Annotated in this window: 13 protein-coding genes and 1 tRNA gene; 7 read left to right on the top strand and 7 right to left on the bottom strand. The window is 58.5% G+C overall.

The genetic code is table 11. From position 1 onward, the window contains the following. Positions 1 to 10: 10 nt before the first annotated feature. The 4 genes from WKI41_RS09580 to cpdR form a co-directional block, all read right to left on the bottom strand. Positions 11 to 1,522 carry an alpha-N-arabinofuranosidase gene (locus tag WKI41_RS09580; protein WP_340193244.1) on the bottom strand — a complete coding sequence of 504 codons (1,512 nt, stop codon included), beginning with the start codon at positions 1,520 to 1,522 and terminating at the stop codon, positions 11 to 13. Positions 1,523 to 1,694: 172 nt separating this feature from the next. Continuing rightward, entirely contained in the window at positions 1,695 to 2,621 is a 927-nt protein-coding gene (locus WKI41_RS09575; RefSeq protein ID WP_340193243.1) for a metalloregulator ArsR/SmtB family transcription factor, read from the bottom strand. A gap of 234 nt (positions 2,622 to 2,855) precedes the next feature. After that, positions 2,856 to 2,930 (bottom strand) — tRNA-Val (locus WKI41_RS09570). Between the two features lie 81 nt (positions 2,931 to 3,011). Further along, positions 3,012 to 3,374, bottom strand: a complete 363-nt coding sequence (gene cpdR, locus WKI41_RS09565) for a cell cycle two-component system response regulator CpdR (RefSeq protein WP_027675545.1) — start codon at positions 3,372 to 3,374, stop codon at positions 3,012 to 3,014. A 180-nt stretch (positions 3,375 to 3,554) separates the two neighbouring features. On the opposite strand from cpdR, the gene WKI41_RS09560 reads away from it, so the two are divergent. Continuing rightward, positions 3,555 to 4,439, top strand: coding sequence for an N-formylglutamate amidohydrolase (locus WKI41_RS09560; RefSeq protein ID WP_340193242.1), 885 nt, complete (start codon positions 3,555 to 3,557; stop codon positions 4,437 to 4,439). Positions 4,440 to 4,787: 348 nt separating this feature from the next. Then, on the top strand, positions 4,788 to 5,564 hold the full coding sequence (hisN, locus tag WKI41_RS09555; RefSeq protein WP_340193241.1) for a histidinol-phosphatase: 777 nt from the start codon (positions 4,788 to 4,790) through the stop codon (positions 5,562 to 5,564). Positions 5,565 to 5,580: 16 nt separating this feature from the next. On the opposite strand, the gene WKI41_RS09550 is transcribed toward hisN, so the two are convergent. After that, the gene (locus tag WKI41_RS09550) at positions 5,581 to 6,522 is read right to left on the bottom strand and encodes an alpha/beta fold hydrolase (protein ID WP_340193240.1); all 942 of its coding nucleotides are present in this window, start codon (positions 6,520 to 6,522) and stop codon (positions 5,581 to 5,583) included. Positions 6,523 to 7,015: 493 nt separating this feature from the next. Here WKI41_RS09550 and WKI41_RS09545 point away from each other — a divergent pair, with 493 nt between their 5' ends. Beyond that, a complete protein-coding gene (locus tag WKI41_RS09545) occupies positions 7,016 to 7,498 on the top strand; it encodes an Hsp20 family protein (RefSeq protein WP_340193239.1) in 483 nt (160 codons plus the stop codon). Positions 7,499 to 7,614: 116 nt separating this feature from the next. Here WKI41_RS09545 and WKI41_RS09540 read toward each other — a convergent pair whose 3' ends face one another. Then, entirely contained in the window at positions 7,615 to 8,655 is a 1,041-nt protein-coding gene (locus WKI41_RS09540; protein ID WP_340193238.1) for a bile acid:sodium symporter family protein, read from the bottom strand. 199 nt (positions 8,656 to 8,854) lie between these two features. On the opposite strand from WKI41_RS09540, the gene WKI41_RS09535 reads away from it, so the two are divergent. After that, the gene (locus tag WKI41_RS09535) at positions 8,855 to 9,715 is read left to right on the top strand and encodes a LysR substrate-binding domain-containing protein (protein ID WP_340193237.1); all 861 of its coding nucleotides are present in this window, start codon (positions 8,855 to 8,857) and stop codon (positions 9,713 to 9,715) included. Between the two features lie 12 nt (positions 9,716 to 9,727). Here WKI41_RS09535 and WKI41_RS09530 read toward each other — a convergent pair whose 3' ends face one another. After that, positions 9,728 to 10,783 (bottom strand): threonine aldolase family protein, encoded by a 1,056-nt coding sequence (locus tag WKI41_RS09530; RefSeq protein ID WP_340193236.1) that lies wholly within the window; start codon positions 10,781 to 10,783, stop codon positions 9,728 to 9,730. Positions 10,784 to 11,157: 374 nt separating this feature from the next. Between WKI41_RS09530 and gltB the strand changes: the two genes are divergently transcribed. Genes gltB through WKI41_RS09515 form a run of 3 tightly spaced genes read left to right on the top strand, consistent with a single transcriptional unit; the run spans position 11,158 to position 16,627 of the window. Then, positions 11,158 to 15,897: a glutamate synthase large subunit gene (gltB, locus tag WKI41_RS09525; protein ID WP_340193235.1), complete on the top strand. Its 4,740-nt coding sequence runs from the start codon at positions 11,158 to 11,160 to the stop codon at positions 15,895 to 15,897. Between the two features lie 56 nt (positions 15,898 to 15,953). Next, entirely contained in the window at positions 15,954 to 16,232 is a 279-nt protein-coding gene (locus WKI41_RS09520) for an antitoxin (protein WP_340193234.1), read from the top strand. After that, positions 16,229 to 16,627: a type II toxin-antitoxin system VapC family toxin gene (locus WKI41_RS09515; protein ID WP_062439693.1), complete on the top strand. Its 399-nt coding sequence runs from the start codon at positions 16,229 to 16,231 to the stop codon at positions 16,625 to 16,627. The genes WKI41_RS09520 and WKI41_RS09515 overlap by 4 nt, the downstream gene beginning before the upstream one ends. Positions 16,628 to 16,646 lie beyond the last annotated feature (19 nt).

Genomic DNA, 16,646 nt, shown 5'->3' with positions numbered 1-16,646 from the left:
CAAGGTCTTATCAGACCTTGATGCGCACCATCTGATAGGAGTAGGGGGCGAACTTTGCCGAAAGTCGGCCGTTGGAAAGCGTGGCACTCTCGGCCTTTTTTGGCACGACATTGTCCATCTTCGCTTGGGTGTTGACCGCCTTCAGATCGTCATGGGTCATGACCTGATGATCAGCGATGCTGCTGGCGCTGCCGAAGGCTGCGATATCGAAATCGGCTTCGATGTCCTTGTCGGAGCGGTTGACGACGAAGAAGCTGACGAAACCGCCGTCCTCATCATGCACGGCGGATACGTCGAGGCACGATACCTCTCCTGCCACATCGCTCTTGTATGTTGGGCTGTTGACCTTGAGGTCCAGCGCCTTGCCGCGACCATAGCGCGAGGCGAACAGGAAGGGATAGAAGATCGTCTGGCGCCAGGCCGGGCCGTTTGGCGCGGTCATGATCGGCGCGATGACGTTGACGAGCTGCGCCAGGCAGGCGATGCGCACCACATGCGAACGGCGGATGAAGGTGTTGAGGATAAGGCCGACCTGCAGCACGTCCTCGAAATTGTAGATGTCTTCCAGAAGCGGCGGGGCAAAGGGCCAGCCATCTGCGCCGGCGAGCGTCTTCTTGTCCTGTTCCTTCGAGTGATACCAGACGTTCCACTCGTCAAAGGAGATATAGACCTGACGCGATGAGCGCTTCTTTGCCTTGATGTACTCAATGACGCCTGCCACCGACATGATGTAGTCGTCGAGCTTCTTGTTCATCGCCAGATAATTGCCGACATCATTGGCGTGATTGTCGAAGTACATATGCAGCGAGATGTGATCGACTTCGTTATAGGTGTGGTCCAAAACGGTGGCTTCCCACTCCGGATAGGTCGGCATCTTGGCGTTGGACGAGCCGCAGACGACGAGTTCGAGCGAGCTGTCGAAGGCGCGCATCGCCTTTGCAGTTTCGTGCGCAAGGCGACCATATTCATCGGCTGTCTTGTGGCCGATCTGCCATGGGCCATCCATCTCGTTGCCAAGGCACCAGAGCTTGACGTCGAAGGGCTCCTTGCGGCCATTGGCGATGCGCTTGTCGCTCCACTCGCTGCCACCCGGATGGTTGGCATATTCCAGCAGATTGCGCGCTTCATCCAGCCCACGCGAGCCGAGATTGACGGCCAGCATCATCTCGGTGTTGGCAGACACGCACCAATCGCCAAATTCATGCAGGCCGACTTCATTGCTCTCGGAGGTGTGCCAGGCGAGATCGAGGCGAACGGGACGCTCGTTCTTCGGGCCGACGCCATCTTCCCAGTTATAGGCGGAAACGAAATTGCCGCCGGGGTAGCGCACGATCGGAACATCCAGTTCCTTGACGAGATCGATGACATCTTGGCGCATGCCGATCTGATCGGCCGTTGCGTGATCGGGCTCATAGATGCCGGTATAGACCGCACGGCCCAGATGTTCGATGAAGGACCCGTAGAGCCTCGGATCAATATCCGCCACGACAAATTGCGGATGCGCCACAACCGATACCTTCATGCATTCCTCCCGTAAGTATCATAAAAAGCGATATATATCGCTATTACGGGTACTAAATCGGAAAATCAGGTAAGGGTCAACAGGAAGAGCTGTAACGTTGTATAAAGAAGCTACCCTTGATTTCTAACAGCTTGATGTCACGCGGTTATTTTAAATACCGGAATTATTGATGCTATTCGATCTTCAGCCGTAGCACGATGTCCTGATCGTAATTGCCGAAGCCCTTGCCGAATATATTGATGCCGCCGGGATGCGACGCATCGTCCTCGATGCCGATACGCACACGGATCGAGTGATGGCTGGCGAGATCGAGATCGGCTAGCGTGACATTCGAGATTTGCAGGCCATCCACGAATGTGCCGTCCGGCCCAACGCGCCAGTTCTTCAGCTTCCCATATTGCGAGCCCTTCAGCTTCCACCAGTCCGGGGTATAGACGCCGCGCTTGTCGCCGAAATCGCCGGGCGAGGTCCACACGCCGACCTTCTTGCCGTTGATGGTGAGCGTTATGTCGGAGGGCCAATCAGCACTTGTGCCGGGCACTTCGGAACTAAGCTCCACAGCCACCTCCAGCTCGCGAATGGCCGTGTTGGAGAGTTTGGCGTTGTTGGGAAACTGATACTCCACATAGCCGCGCGTGAACCAGATGAGCCCCGCTTTCATGCGGTCCGGATCGAGCAGAGCATTCGGCACATCCAGAAGCCCGATAATGCCGTCCGTGGAGCAAAGGCCGCAAGGGGCGGTGACTTCAAATCCGGTATAAAGGCCGACGGGCATCGCCACTTCGATCATGTCTTTGCGCGGCTCGCGCACTTCGCTCTTAAAGACGATAACGACCTCTTCCACCGTGGCGCGGCAGATCTTCTGGTTGCCCTTGCGGGCTTTTTGCGTCTCGCTTTGCAGCAGGCCAGCATCTTCAAGGATCTGGATATGGGTCGACACCGTCGATTGCGGCAGCTCCAGAGCCGCGGCCATGTCATTGACGTTCATCGGTCCGCGCTCATGCAGCATCTTGAGCATGGTCGCCCGCGTCGGCGACGCAATGCCCTTCAACACGGCATGGTCGGTTTCGGGATCGATGATCAGAAATTTTTTCGTCATGGCGCTTTTTAAATTCAGGATTTTCGATTTGTATCGCGCTTTCTGATATTTGAAAAGGATGTTCGCGGGGCCATTTGCCTTTGTCGGAAACGAGACTTTTACGTTCGGCTGACCGGACGATAACGGATCCAATGGGTGTGAGACGACGCCGTGTTGTCCGTCCTGAGCCTAAACAAGACCCAAAGAAAAAGGCCTCGCGATTTCTCGCAAGGCCTTGATTTCTTTGAATTCGGATGGTGGGCGTGACAGGGATTGAACCTGTGACCCCTACGATGTCAACGTAGTGCTCTCCCGCTGAGCTACACGCCCTCCGTTGAGGCGCATAAATCACATAACCGACTGAAGCGTCAACCGCATTTTTCGATTTTGTGACAGGTTTTTTTGAAACCCTTATGCGACAAGGAGTTTGTTCACTTCGTCGACCAGATCGCGAAGGTGGAAGGGCTTGGAAAGGACCTTGGCATCCTTCGGCGCCTTCGAATCAGCGTTCAAGGCAACCGCTGCAAAACCCGTGATGAACATGACCTTGAGGTCGGGATCGAGTTCCGTCGCGCGACGCGCCAGCTCGATGCCGTCCATTTCCGGCATGACGATGTCGGTCAAAAGCAGCGAGAAAGGCTCTTCGCGAAGCCGGTCGTAAGCGCTTGCACCATTATCGAAGGACGAGACCTTGTATCCGGCCTTTTCGAGCGCCTTCACGAGGAAGCGGCGCATATCGTTGTCGTCTTCGGCGAGAAGAATTTTCTGAACCATATAAGTGACCGTAACTACAGAATTATTGGGATACCCTATCGCGATTGTACCATTGTCGGAGTAAATATCATGTGAATGGTAGAATCACGAGAGGGTGACTGTCTTCCAGTATGGACTTGCCCTTACGCAACTGGCAACATGATGCGTCTGGCAGAATTATGACATGGTAAACGGGACGGCATGGACTGGGTGACGGGCGAATATGAATTGTTCGAGGTGCGCGAGCCCGCCGTGCACAGCATTCCCTTCGTCTATAATTCGCCCCACAGCGGCCGCTGCTACCCTGTCTCCTTTCTCGAAGCCTCTCGGCTGAGTTCCAATGAGATTCGCCGCTCGGAGGATTGCTTCGTCGACGAACTTTTCGCCGGCGCTCCGGACGTCGGCGCGCCGCTGCTGAAGGCGAATTTTCCCCGCGCCTATCTCGATGTCAACCGCGAGCCCTATGAGCTTGATCCGCGCATGTTTGATGGCGCGCTGCCGTCCTATGCCAATATCGGCTCGATGCGGGTTGCGGGCGGTCTTGGCACCGTGCCGCGCATTGTGGCGGAGAACATGGATATTTACGCCCACCGGCTATCGGTGGAGGAGGGGCTGTCGCGGATCGAGGAGATCTACAAGCCCTATCATGCGTGTCTGCGCCGCCTGGTGTCGCGCACCCACGCCAATCATGGCATGGCGGTGCTGATCGATTGCCATTCGATGCCGGGCAATATCCGTCTCGCAGGCTCGAACATCCGCCCTGATATCATTATCGGCGATCGTTACGGCACCAGCGCCTCTGCAGAGATTTCCCGCGCCGCGCTGCATTTCCTCGAAGAGCTCGGATTCACCGCGGTGTGCAACAAGCCCTATGCTGGCGGTTTCATCACCGAGCATTACGGGCGACCGATCCGCTCCTTGCATGCGTTGCAAATCGAGATCAATCGCGCGCTCTATGTGGACGAGAAGACGTTCTTGAAAGCTGCGGATTTCCCGGCCATGCAATCGGCGCTGGAAATCTTCATGCGCCAGTTGGCAGCTTTCGTGTCGGAATACGCGATCGACATGGCGCTTGCCGCCGAGTAACGAACGCAACACCCTCTCATTCTTCAGCTCTTCCTCGCCTACACTTGTCGTACGGGCAAAAAAAACCGCGCCTTCGCGCGGTTAAGTCTAGGGAGGAAACACCCAAGGAGGGTATTTACAGTCAAAGACTGTGAGTTCCACATTAAGTTAAAATGCTCAATTGTCAAGCATAATATTAAAATGTTTAAATTATAGGCAATACGCACGCGCATGCCCATATGATGAACGCCGGCTGGCCGAACATGCTCATTCGCAGGGCACTTCATGCTTCAAGCGGCGGGAGTGGACGAGTCGCGAAGAACCGCGCTATGTCTTTCATCAGCCAATAATGAATATTCGGGGACTTCAATGCTGCCAGATCGCAATTTCTTTTTCCGTCTTGCCGACGCCGCTAAGGCCGAGACGCTGCCCCGGTTTCGCACCGGCATCGCTGTCGATAACAAGCAGGCGGGCGGCTACGATCCGGTGACGGAAGGCGATCAGGCGGCGGAAGCAGCGATCCGGGCTTTGATCACGCAGCATTTTCCCGATCACGGCATTCTTGGCGAAGAGCATGGCAGCATCGGGCTTGATCGCGAGCATATCTGGGTCATCGACCCGATTGATGGGACGCGCGCCTTCATCTCCGGCGTGCCGGTATGGGGAACGCTGATCGGCTTCCAATCGGGCGGGCGTGCCAAGATGGGCCTGATGGACCAGCCTTTTACTGGCGAGCGCTATTTCGCCGACGGGGAGAAGGCCTGGTACAAGGGACCGGAGGGTGAGAAGCAGATCAAGACGCGGGCGTGCCAGTCGCTACCGGACGCTGTACTCTTCACCACCTCGCCGCATATTTTTACGGCTGAAGAAGCCGCGCGTTATGGCCAGATCCAGGACAAGGTGCGGCTCTTCCGCTATGGCGTGGATTGCTACGCCTATGCACTGCTGGCCGCAGGTCATGTGGATCTCGTCGTCGAATCCGGCCTGAAGCCCTATGATGTCGGCGCGCTGATCCCGATCATCGAGCAGGCGGGTGGCATCATTACCACCTGGGATGGCGGACGACCGGAAGGCGCGGGCAGGATCATCGCGGCTGGTAGCAAGGCTGTGCATGAGGAGGCGCTGGCGCTCCTCTCGGGTCTCTGATCTTCATCCGTTAAGGCTATTCCTCTGGCGCGAAGAAGGCGTCGATCGCAGCAAGCGCCTGGGCGCGGTAGATGTCGCGTTCCTGGAACAGTTCGTGGCGGGCACCGATGACCGGGATCAACTGTGCCGCCCGGAAATTGCGCGACAACTCTTCCTGCACCGCATAGGGCGTGATGGTGTCGAGGACCGGCGCCAGCAGCAGGGTGGGAATGGTGATGCGGGTCAGGTGATCCTGGCGCGTCACCTTGGGCATGATCTTCATGACTTCGTAGAGCCAACGGGCGGTTGGCCTGCCGATGAAAAGCTCCGGATGGCTGCCGACCATGGCGATGTTGCGGGCGAAGCGCTCGGCATCTGAGGTGAGCGGATTGCCGTCGAAATCGCGTTCGCGGTTGTCTCTGCCCAGTTGCTTTCCGCCAAAACCTGTCCATGTGAGCGCGGTGGCAACGGTCTTGACCCAGCGTGGCGAGACGGATTGACCGCTGAGCCCGACGAAGGGCGAGCAGAGCGCCATACGCTCGATGCGGTTGGAGAGATCCGGCGCCATGGAAAGCGCGATCAGTCCACCGGTTGAATGCGCCACCATGAAGAAGGGCAGGCGCGTATCCGGTAGCACGACCTGTTCCAGAAACAGTGACACATCCTTCTGGTAGTCGGAAAAGCGGCGCACGTAACCGGCATCCGCCTTCTTCAAAAGCCGTGCCGAGCCGCCTTGGCCGCGCGTGTCGAATGTGGCGACCCAGAAGCCTTTGGCCGTCAAATCGCGGATCGTCTCGAAGTATTTCTCGATCGTCTCATTGCGGCCGTGGAGCAGCACGATGGTGCCACGCGCGACCGGCCGTTCAGAGCGAAAGATCGCGTAGCGCAGGCTCTTCTTGCCATGGCCTTCAAAGGTGCCGACAAAGTGGTTGTCGGGAACGGGGTTGCCTTTGGTCTCATGGAGGGTGGCTTCGGTCATCGATATCCTGCCTCGGGGCAAATCGTGGTCGTACTGGAGCGTCCTTTAAATCTACAGCATCGTGTTTTCTGAAAATCGGATCGAACTTGCAGGCCGATGCTGTAGAGACACCTCAAGGGGATAGGTTGAGCGCTTCCATGCGTCAAAGGAAAATGTGCACAAGATTGACGGGACCGGGAAAAATTGCCGGAACCGTCGGGTTTTAGCAGTCGCGGTTCCGGCCAGTCGGGCAAGGAAGAAGGGACGATGCTTCCTTGCCCTCGGAGTTGCCTCCGACAACGCGTTTCTAGCGTTCGCTAAATGAACGCATCTGGAACCTGCCATTCAGACATCGTTCAGCTGCAGCCAATGCATTTTTTCCTCTTGAACTGCCAAAACACCATTCCCACCTATTGCTCACGGTCGCCAGAACGGGGCCGTATCCAGGTCTCTCTCATCGCCAGAACGGGATGGAGAGCCACTATCGCAAACAGTCGCTTCTAAGGAGGACACCATGCGTCACGTTGATTTTTCCCCTCTGTACCGCTCCACCGTCGGTTTCGACCGTCTGTTCTCGATGCTCGACAGCATCGGCCAGCCCGAGCAGGCTCAGGCTTACCCGCCCTACAATATCGAGCGCACCGGCGAGAATGCCTATCGCATCACGATGGCGGTTGCCGGCTTCGACGAGAATGAACTCAGCATCGAATCCCGCGCCAATGTCTTGACCGTCAAGGCCGAGAAGGCTGAAGACACCAAGGCATCGGAGGGCGACTTCCTCTATCGCGGCATTGCCACGCGCGCCTTCGAGCGCCGCTTCCAGCTTGCCGACCATGTGGAAGTGCAGAATGCCTCGCTGAAGAACGGTCTCTTGCATATCGATCTTCTTCGCAACATTCCCGAAGCCATGAAGCCCCGCCGCATCGCGATTGCGACCGACGTCTCGGAGGCACCCAAGCAGATCGAGGCACAGGTAACCCCAACCCAGGTAAACTAAGCTTCCGGCTTAGCGCTTGAATGAGAGGACGGCTCCCGCAAGGGGGCCGTCTTTTTTGCGTTTGTGGATGGATAAAGCCCACTCTGATCTGAGCCTCGTGCCTGGCGCCAGTCGCCTCACGATGTCGTCTTGGCGGCAATGGCAGCAGCCTCGGGGGCATCTGCCTCCGGTGCAGCAATCTTTGCGGCTTCTGCTTGCCTTGCCTTCTTGGCATAACGCTGCGCAATCACGGCGCAGGCCATCAGCTGGATCTGGTGGAAGAGCATGATGGGCAGCACAATGGCGCCAATGCTCTGGCCGGCAAAGATAGCGCCGGCCATCGGCACGCCGCTTGCGAGGCTCTTCTTCGATCCGCAGAAGGTAATGGTGATCTCGTCTTCCTTCTTGAAGCCGAGCAAACGGCTGCCGAACATGGTGAAGCACAGAACAAGCGTCAGGAGCACGATATTGATGCCGACGACCACGGCGATATCGCGCAGCGTGAACTGGTGCCAGATGCCTTCCACCACGGCATCACTGAAAGCCAGATAGACGACCATGAGGATCGAGCCGCGATCCACGGGGGCAAGAAGCGTCTTGCGGGCGCGTATCCAGTTGCCGATCCAGGGCTGAAGAGCCTGGCCGGCAATGAAGGGCAGCAGCAGCTGCAGGAAGATCTGGCCGAACGCATCGAGCGAAAAGCCGCCGCCATGGCCGCCGACGGTAAAGAGGAGGCCGACGAGCAAAGGCGTCAGGAACATACCGAAAATATTGGAAGCCGAGGCCGCGCAGATCGCCGCTGGCACATTGCCGCCCGCCATGGAGGTGAAGGCAATGGAGGACTGCACGGTGGAGGGCAAAACGCACAGGAACAGCACGCCCATATAGAGGGGCTGCGGCAGGATGCTGTCTGGAATGTAACCGAGCGCAATACCCAGAAGCGGGAAGATGCCGAAGGTGACGAGAAGGATGACGAGATGCAGGCGCCAATGCAGCATGCCCGCCAGCACCACATCACGTGACAGACGTGCGCCATGCAGGAAGAAGAGCAGCGCAATGGCGCATTTCGTCGCGATGGAGAAATAATGCGCAGGCTCTCCGCTGATCGGCAGCAGCGAGGCGAGGATGACAGTGGCGACCAGCATCAACGTGAAGCGGTCTGGCAGGAAGCGGCTCATGACGCGGCCTTTCTAGAACGTGGGGCGCAGGACAGCGCAGCGCATTGCAATCGCAAAATCCGTTGTCGCCGACCTAAAGCGTGAGGACTGTGATAGATCCGCAGCGCTTCAAGCTGGTTTGGGGATTGTAATCGGCTGCACTATCGCTCATCATGAAATCAGATGCAAAAACTAACAGTTATCACGTTTCGAGATAGCCATGCTGAACTTGCAACATCTCGCCAGCTTCGTGACGCTGGAGCAAACGATGAGTTTCACCCAAGCCGCGGAGCGGTTGGGGATCGGTCAGTCGACAGTTAGCCAGCATATTCAACGCCTGGAAGCTTCACTCGGTCAGCAACTGATCGCCCGCGATACACACCGCGTGCGGCTGACGCCGGAGGGCGAGGCGCTGCTAGGCTATGCGCGCAAGATGCTGGACCTCAACAACAAGGTCGCCACCCTCTTTGGTGAAAGCAGTCTGCGCGGTCGCCTGCGCCTTGGCGTCTCGGAGGATTTTGTCGCGAGCCGTCTCACCGTCATTCTGGAAGACTTTACCAGGCTTTATCCGCTGGTCGATCTGGAGCTGACGGTTTCACTCTCCGGCGTGCTCTACCAGATGCAGGACAATGGCGAACTGGATGTGGTTCTGGCCAAGCGCCGGCTTGGCGATCAACTCGGCCATTTCCTTTATCGCGAGCCGCTGGTGTGGCTCGCCAAGGACCCGGATGCGATCCTTGCGCGGAAAGATGCGCTGCCGCTCATCGCCTTCCCGCCGCCCAGCATCACGCGCAAAGCCGCCCAGGAGGCGCTCAATCGGGCAGGCGTTGCCTGGCGGATCGTTTGCACCTGCGGAAGCCTCAGCGGGCTGACCGCGGCTGCCCGGGCAGGCATGGGTGTTCTCGTCCAACCCCGCAGTATGGCGCCCTCTGGCCTGCGCGAACTACCTCACGGAAGTCTGCCATCGCTGGAAGACGTGGAGTTCGTGCTGCAGCCGCGCAAGGGCGCGGATGCAGAACTGGTGCGGGCGCTGTCATCGCTGGTCACGGCGAAGGGCATGGTGCCGGGGAGTTATGCGTGAGCGTGCAGCGTCTTACGCCCGACCGCAAATACGCAGAAACGAATCCACGTCGCTCTCTTCCGTCGCAAAGCTGGTGACAAGGCGGATGAGCTGTTCGTTTTCGCCCACCGGCTGCTGCATGTCGTGCGGGACCGGCCAATCGTAGAAGCTGGCACCGGCATCGCGGGCAGCCTTTGCGGCCTGCCTGTCCAAGACGACAAAGAGTTCGTTGGATTGGGTGGGCCAGGCAAGCCGAGCGCTGTTGGAGGCGGAGAGGCCGTCACGCAGGCGGTTGGCCATGGCGTTGGCGTGGGCGGCGAGATCGAGCCACAGGTCGTTGTGGAAATAGGCGTCGAACTGCGCCGCCATGAAGCGGGTCTTGGAAAAGAGCTGGGCGGAACGCTTGCGGATGAAGGGCAGGTCCTCTGCCATTTTCGGATCCATGTAGACGATAGCTTCCGCGCACCAGCAGCCGTTCTTCGTAGCGCCAAAGGAAAGAATATCGACACCGCGCTTCCAGGTCATTTCAGCAGGCGTGGTGTCGAGCGCGGTGAGCGCATTGGCAAACCGCGCGCCATCCATATGCAGCGGAACGCCGGCGCTCTTAGCGATCTCGGAGATCGCAGAAATCTCGTCGAGATCGTAAATCGTGCCCTGTTCGGTCGCTTGGGTCATCGTCACCAGCATCGGCTGACCCTGATGGATGGAGCCAGGCGGGAAGCGGTCGATGGCAGCCTTCAGGTTCTTCGGCACCATCTTGCCGTTTGGCCCTGCCACTGGCATCAGGCGCGAGGCGTTGGAGAAGTAGATCGGCGCGCCGCACTCATCTTCGATCACATGAGCTTCGGAATGGCAAAATGCGATGCCGCCGGGGCGGGCGACGCTGGCGAGTGCCAGCGAGTTGGCAGCCGTACCCGTCCCGACGAAGAAGACGGCGACCTCACGCTCGAAGATTTCATTGAACTTCTTCTCGATTGCGCGGTCCAGCTCGCTCGTTCCGTAAGCTGCGGCAAAGCGAGTGGACTCCTTCATCAGCCGCTCGTTGATGGCCGGGTGGGCGCCAGCCCAATTATCGGAGGCAAAAATCATCGTCAGCACTTTCAAGCATGTTGCGGGCAGGAACGTCGCGCGGTTGATATGATCAGCGAAGATAGGCGTGAGGTTTTACGAGCATATTTCAGGCAAAGCAAATGCGGTAATGAAAGCAATCATTTCAGCGTCCGTGAGGAAGAAAATTACTCTTTCCTTCATTCCGTTGAAATTTCACGTCATAAACCTTGTCTATAAATTAACCGCATCCCCTTGCGGAAGGTGGGTGTTTCTGTCATTGTTCAGACAGAATTAAGACAGCAATACTGTCCTAAATTGAAATGCGGAGACGGATTTGGCTTCCAAGATCAGGGCCGGATCGGCCTCCGCCTCTCTGCGTGACACCATGCAACGAGTTTGCAGGAGGGATGACAATGACCATACGGCTGGAAGGCGAAAATGCCCAGGCACATCTGACGAATGACTGTCCGAGCAACGCACCGGAGGCGACTTCGCCTCGCGCGACGATTGGCGGTCTTCCCGCCAAGCAGGGTCTTTATGATCCACGCAACGAGCACGATGCCTGCGGCGTCGGCTTCGTTGCCCACATGAAGGGTCAGAAGTCGCACCAGATCGTCAAGGATGGTCTCTTCATCCTCGAAAACCTGACGCATCGTGGCGCCGTCGGTGCCGACCCGCTGATGGGCGATGGTGCTGGCATTCTCGTGCAGATCCCGGACCGCTTCTTCCGCGAAGAAATGGCCAAGCAGGGTGTGACCCTGCCGAAGGCTGGCGAATATGCCGTTGGCCACATCTTCTTTCCACGCGATCCAGAGCGCATCGAGCACTATAAGAAGGTCATAGTCGATGTGATCGGCGAAGAGGGCCAGCAGTTTCTCGGCTTCCGCGATGTGCCGGTCGACAATGCCTCACTTTCCAAGGCCGCGGACATTGCTGCCACCGAACCGCATCATGTGCAGGTCTTCATCGGCGCGGGTCGTGAAGCTGCCACCAATGCCGAATTCGAACGCCGTCTGTTCCTGATCCGCAAGGTTCTGTCCAACCGCATCTATGATGCCGGTGGCGGCAAGGAGGCGCAGGATTTCTATCCCGTGTCGCTCTCCTCCTCTACCATCGTCTACAAGGGCATGTTCCTGGCCTATCAGGTCGGCGCTTACTATAAGGACTTGTCCGACCCGCGTTTTGAAAGTGCGGTGGCGCTCGTTCACCAGCGCTTCTCCACCAACACCTTCCCGTCTTGGAAGCTCGCCCACCCGTACCGCATGGTCGCCCATAACGGTGAAATCAATACGCTGCGCGGCAACGTCAACTGGATGGCGGCGCGTCAGGCATCCGTTTCATCCGCGCTCTTCGGCGACGATATCTCCAAGCTCTGGCCGATTTCCTACGAAGGTCAGTCGGACACCGCCTGCTTCGACAACGCGCTGGAATTCCTGGTGCGCGGCGGCTACTCCATGGCGCATGCCGTCATGATGCTGATCCCGGAAGCATGGGCTGGCAACCAGTCGATGACGGCCGAACGCAAGGCATTCTACGAATATCACGCAGCCCTGATGGAGCCATGGGATGGCCCGGCTGCCGTTGCCTTCACCGATGGCAAGCAGATCGGGGCGACGCTCGACCGTAACGGTCTGCGCCCAGCCCGCTATCTCGTCACCGATGACGACCGCATCATCATGGCATCCGAGGCCGGTACGCTGCCGGTGCCGGAAGAGCGCATCGTCAAGAAGTGGCGTCTGCAGCCTGGCAAGATGCTGCTGATCGACATGGAAAAGGGCGAAATCATTTCCGATGAAGACGTCAAGCACGAGCTTGCCGCCAAGCATCCTTACCGCACCTGGCTCGACCGCACCCAGCTGATCCTGGAAGACCTGAAGCCCGTTGAGCCGCGCGCGCTGCGTCGCGACGTCTCGCTGCTCGATCGTCAGCAGGCATTCGGTTACACCAGCGAAGACACCAAGCTTTTGATGTCTCCGATGGCGACCACCGGCCAGGAGGCCGTCGGCTCCATGGGCACCGATACGCCGATCTCGGCCATGTCGGAAAAGTCCAAGCTGCTCTACACCTACTTCAAGCAGAACTTCGCGCAGGTCACCAACCCGCCGATCGATCCGATCCGCGAAGAGCTGGTGATGAGCCTCGTCTCCTTCATCGGCCCGCGTCCGAACATTCTGGACCATGAAGGCGCAGCCCGTGCCAAGCGTCTGGAAGTGCGCCAGCCGATCCTGACCAATGGCGATCTGGAAAAGATCCGCTCCATCGGCCACACGGAAGACCGATTCGACACCAAGACGCTCGACTTCACCTATGATGTGGAGCGTGGCGCTGAAGGCATGCCGGACATGCTCGACCGTCTGTGCGAGCGGGCGGAATCTGCCGTGCGCGGCGGTTACAACATTATCGTCCTTTCCGACCGTCAGGTTGGTCCGGATCGCATCGCGATCCCGGCGCTGCTGGCAACCGCTGCCGTTCACCATCACCTCATCCGCAAGGGTCTGCGCACCTCGGTCGGTCTCGTCGTCGAAACCGGCGAACCGCGCGAAATCCACCATTTCTGCCTGCTGGCCGGTTACGGAGCGGAAGCGATCAATCCCTATCTCGCCTTTGACACGCTGCTCGACATGCACAAGCATGGCGCGTTTCCGAAGGAAGTGTCGGACGACGAAGTGGTCTATCGCTACATCAAGGCGGTGGGTAAGGGTATTCTCAAGGTCATGTCCAAGATGGGCATTTCCACCTACCAGTCCTATTGCGGCGCGCAGATTTTCGACGCCATCGGCCTGTCATCGGAATTCGTCGAGCAATATTTCTTCGGCACCGCCACCACCATCGAAGGCGTGGGCCTGAAGGAAATTGCCGAAGAAACCGTGGCACGCCACACGGCAGCCTTCGGCAAGGACCCGATCCTTGCCAACACGCTCGATATCGGCGGCGAATATGCCTATCGCATGCGCGGCGAAAGCCATGCCTGGAGCCCGGATTCGGTTGCCACCCTGCAGCATGCCGTGCGCGGCAACAGCCAGGAGCGTTACCGCGAATTCGCCGAAATGGTGAATGACAGCAACCTGCGCATGAACACCATTCGTGGCCTGTTCAAGATCAAGAGCGCCGAGCAGCTCGGTCGCAAGCCGATCTCCGTCGATGAGGTGGAGCCAGCCGTCGATATCGTCAAGCGCTTCTCCACCGGTGCCATGTCCTTCGGCTCGATCAGCCGTGAGGCGCACACCACGCTTGCGATTGCGATGAACCGCATCGGCGGCAAGTCCAACACGGGCGAAGGCGGCGAAGAGTCCGATCGCTACATGCCGCTTCTCAACGGCCAGCCGAACCCGGAACGCTCCGCCATCAAGCAGATCGCCTCTGGCCGCTTCGGTGTGACGACGGAATATCTCGTCAATGCCGACATGCTGCAAATCAAGGTCGCGCAGGGTGCCAAGCCCGGCGAGGGCGGTCAGTTGCCCGGCCACAAGGTGGATGCAACGGTTGCCAAGACCCGCCACTCGACGCCAGGTGTCGGCCTGATTTCGCCGCCGCCGCACCATGACATCTATTCGATCGAAGATCTGGCGCAGCTGATCTACGACCTGAAGAACGTCAACCCGGAAGCCGATGTCTCGGTCAAGCTCGTCTCCGAAGTTGGTGTCGGCACGGTTGCTGCCGGTGTTGCCAAGGCGCGCGCCGACCATATCACCGTGTCGGGCTTCGATGGCGGCACAGGCGCGTCTCCGCTCACCTCGCTGAAGCATGCGGGTTCACCATGGGAAATCGGCCTTGCCGAAACCCAGCAGACGCTGGTGCTGAATGGTCTTCGTTCGCGCATCGCGCTGCAGGTGGATGGCGGTCTGAAGACCGGTCGCGACGTCATCATCGGTGCGCTTCTGGGCGCCGACGAGTTCGGCTTCGCCACCGCGCCGCTGATTGCGGCGGGCTGCATCATGATGCGCAAGTGCCATCTCAACACCTGCCCTGTGGGCGTTGCCACGCAGGATCCGGTTCTGCGCAAGCGCTTCAAGGGTACGCCCGAACACGTCATCAACTACTTCTTCTTCGTTGCCGAAGAAGTGCGCGAAATTCTCGCTTCGCTTGGTGTTTCCAGGCTGGACGAGATCATCGGTGCTTCGGAGCTGCTCGAGAAGGATGAGATGCTGGCGCATTGGAAGGCACGCGGGCTCGATTTCAGCCGCATCTTCCACAAGGTGGAAGCGCCCAAGGAAGCGACCTACTGGACCGAGCGCCAGAAGCACCCGATCGACGACATTCTCGACCGCAAGCTGATCGAGAAGTCCATGCCGTCGCTGGAAAACCGCGAGCCGGTGGTCTTCGAAGTGCCGATCAAGAACGTCGATCGCTCCGCCGGGGCGATGCTGTCCGGTGCGCTTGCCAAGCGCTGGGGCCACAAGGGTCTGAAGGACGATACGATCCATGTGACGCTGCGCGGCACGGCTGGCCAGTCCTTCGGCGCGTTCCTGGCACGCGGCATTACCTTCGATCTGGTGGGTGACGGCAACGACTATGTCGGCAAAGGCCTGTCTGGTGGTCGCATCATCGTGCGTCCTCCGGAAAATGCCCGCATCGTTGCGGAAAACTCGATCATCGTCGGCAACACCGTGCTTTACGGCGCGATCACCGGCGAGTGCTACTTCCGTGGCGTGGCTGGCGAGCGGTTTGCCGTGCGCAACTCCGGTGCGATCGCCGTTGTCGAAGGCGTCGGCGACCATGGCTGCGAATACATGACGGGCGGCATCGTCGTGGTTCTGGGTGAAACCGGCCGCAACTTCGCAGCCGGCATGTCCGGCGGCGTGGCCTATGTTCTGGACGAGACGGGCGATTTCGCCAAGCGCTGCAACATGGCCATGGTCGAGCTGGAGCCGGTGCCGGAAGAAGACGACATGCTGGAAAAGCTGCACCATCACGGCGGCGACCTCATGCACAAGGGACGCGTCGACGTTTCCGAGGACATGACACGCCACGACGAGGAGCGCCTCTACCAGATGATCTCCAACCACTTCCACTACACCAACTCCACCCGCGCCAAGGACATCCTTGACCGCTGGAGCGAGTTCCGTCCGAAGTTCCGCAAGGTCATGCCGGTCGAGTACCGCCGTGCGCTTGAGGAAATGGAACGGCTGAAAATGGGGGTCGCAGCGGAATAGTTGGGTTTCGACAAATCTTGTGATATGCTTTGTCATATCACAGGATGGAGGCAGTCATGAATGAACATTCCAGCGTCGTTAAAATCGCGCAGGTCTTCAACAATGGACGTAGCCGCGCCATTCGTATTCCGAAGGAATTCGAATTCGAGGCTGACCAGGTGGAGATCCGCATGAATGAAAACGGCGATCTGGTGGTTCATCCGGTGAAAGCACCTCGATCTCCGGCAGGTTTGGTGGCTTTTTTGCGGACACTTGAGCCGCTTGCGGAAGAGGATCAGATGCCGGAAATCGAGGACTACCCACCGGAACCCGTCAATATCGATTTTCCGGAATGAAGTATCTCTACGACACGAACATCATCTCCAACCTTATTCGCTCACCCGACGGCAAGGTTGGTCAGCGCACCGAAATGCTGGCGGTTGGAGATCTTGGGACAAGCATCGTGGTCGCGGCAGAGCTTCGGTTTGGATATCGCAATCGGGGATCGAAGCGGTTGGAAGTCCTGATCGAGCAGGTTCTGGCAGATTTTGAGATAGCTCCGTGGGCGTCGCCTGCGGATCTGCATTACGCCGAGATACGCAGCATCTTGCAGAAGCAAGGTCAGCCGATCGGGCAAATGGACATGCTGATCGCCGCTCATGCGCTTGCGCTGGATGCGGTGGTGGTGACGGACAATGAGAGAGAATTTTCCCGCGTGCCGGGATTGAAAGTTGAAAATTGGCTGCGTTAGGCCGCGGAAGGGACTGAGA

It is taken from the genome of Agrobacterium larrymoorei, assembly GCF_037722385.1.
GTDB classification, from domain to species: Bacteria; Pseudomonadota; Alphaproteobacteria; order Rhizobiales; family Rhizobiaceae; genus Agrobacterium; species Agrobacterium larrymoorei_C.
This window is presented reverse-complemented; position numbering and strand designations above follow the sequence as displayed.

Bases quoted from the DNA above. Each gene is read 5' to 3' on its own strand.
- WKI41_RS09560 (WP_340193242.1), top strand. From the start codon at position 3,555: ATGGACTGGGTGACGGGCGAATATGAATTGTTCGAGGTGCGCGAGCCC.
- WKI41_RS09575 (WP_340193243.1), bottom strand. From the start codon at position 2,621: ATGACGAAAAAATTTCTGATCATCGATCCCGAAACCGACCATGCCGTG.
- WKI41_RS09550 (WP_340193240.1), bottom strand. From the start codon at position 6,522: ATGACCGAAGCCACCCTCCATGAGACCAAAGGCAACCCCGTTCCCGAC.
- hisN (WP_340193241.1), top strand. From the start codon at position 4,788: ATGCTGCCAGATCGCAATTTCTTTTTCCGTCTTGCCGACGCCGCTAAG.
- WKI41_RS09530 (WP_340193236.1), bottom strand. From the start codon at position 10,783: ATGATTTTTGCCTCCGATAATTGGGCTGGCGCCCACCCGGCCATCAAC.
- WKI41_RS09515 (WP_062439693.1), top strand. From the start codon at position 16,229: ATGAAGTATCTCTACGACACGAACATCATCTCCAACCTTATTCGCTCA.
- WKI41_RS09580 (WP_340193244.1), bottom strand. From the start codon at position 1,522: ATGAAGGTATCGGTTGTGGCGCATCCGCAATTTGTCGTGGCGGATATT.
- WKI41_RS09520 (WP_340193234.1), top strand. From the start codon at position 15,954: ATGAATGAACATTCCAGCGTCGTTAAAATCGCGCAGGTCTTCAACAAT.
- WKI41_RS09540 (WP_340193238.1), bottom strand. From the start codon at position 8,655: ATGAGCCGCTTCCTGCCAGACCGCTTCACGTTGATGCTGGTCGCCACT.
- cpdR (WP_027675545.1), bottom strand. From the start codon at position 3,374: ATGGTTCAGAAAATTCTTCTCGCCGAAGACGACAACGATATGCGCCGC.
- gltB (WP_340193235.1), top strand. From the start codon at position 11,158: ATGACCATACGGCTGGAAGGCGAAAATGCCCAGGCACATCTGACGAAT.
- WKI41_RS09535 (WP_340193237.1), top strand. From the start codon at position 8,855: ATGCTGAACTTGCAACATCTCGCCAGCTTCGTGACGCTGGAGCAAACG.
- WKI41_RS09545 (WP_340193239.1), top strand. From the start codon at position 7,016: ATGCGTCACGTTGATTTTTCCCCTCTGTACCGCTCCACCGTCGGTTTC.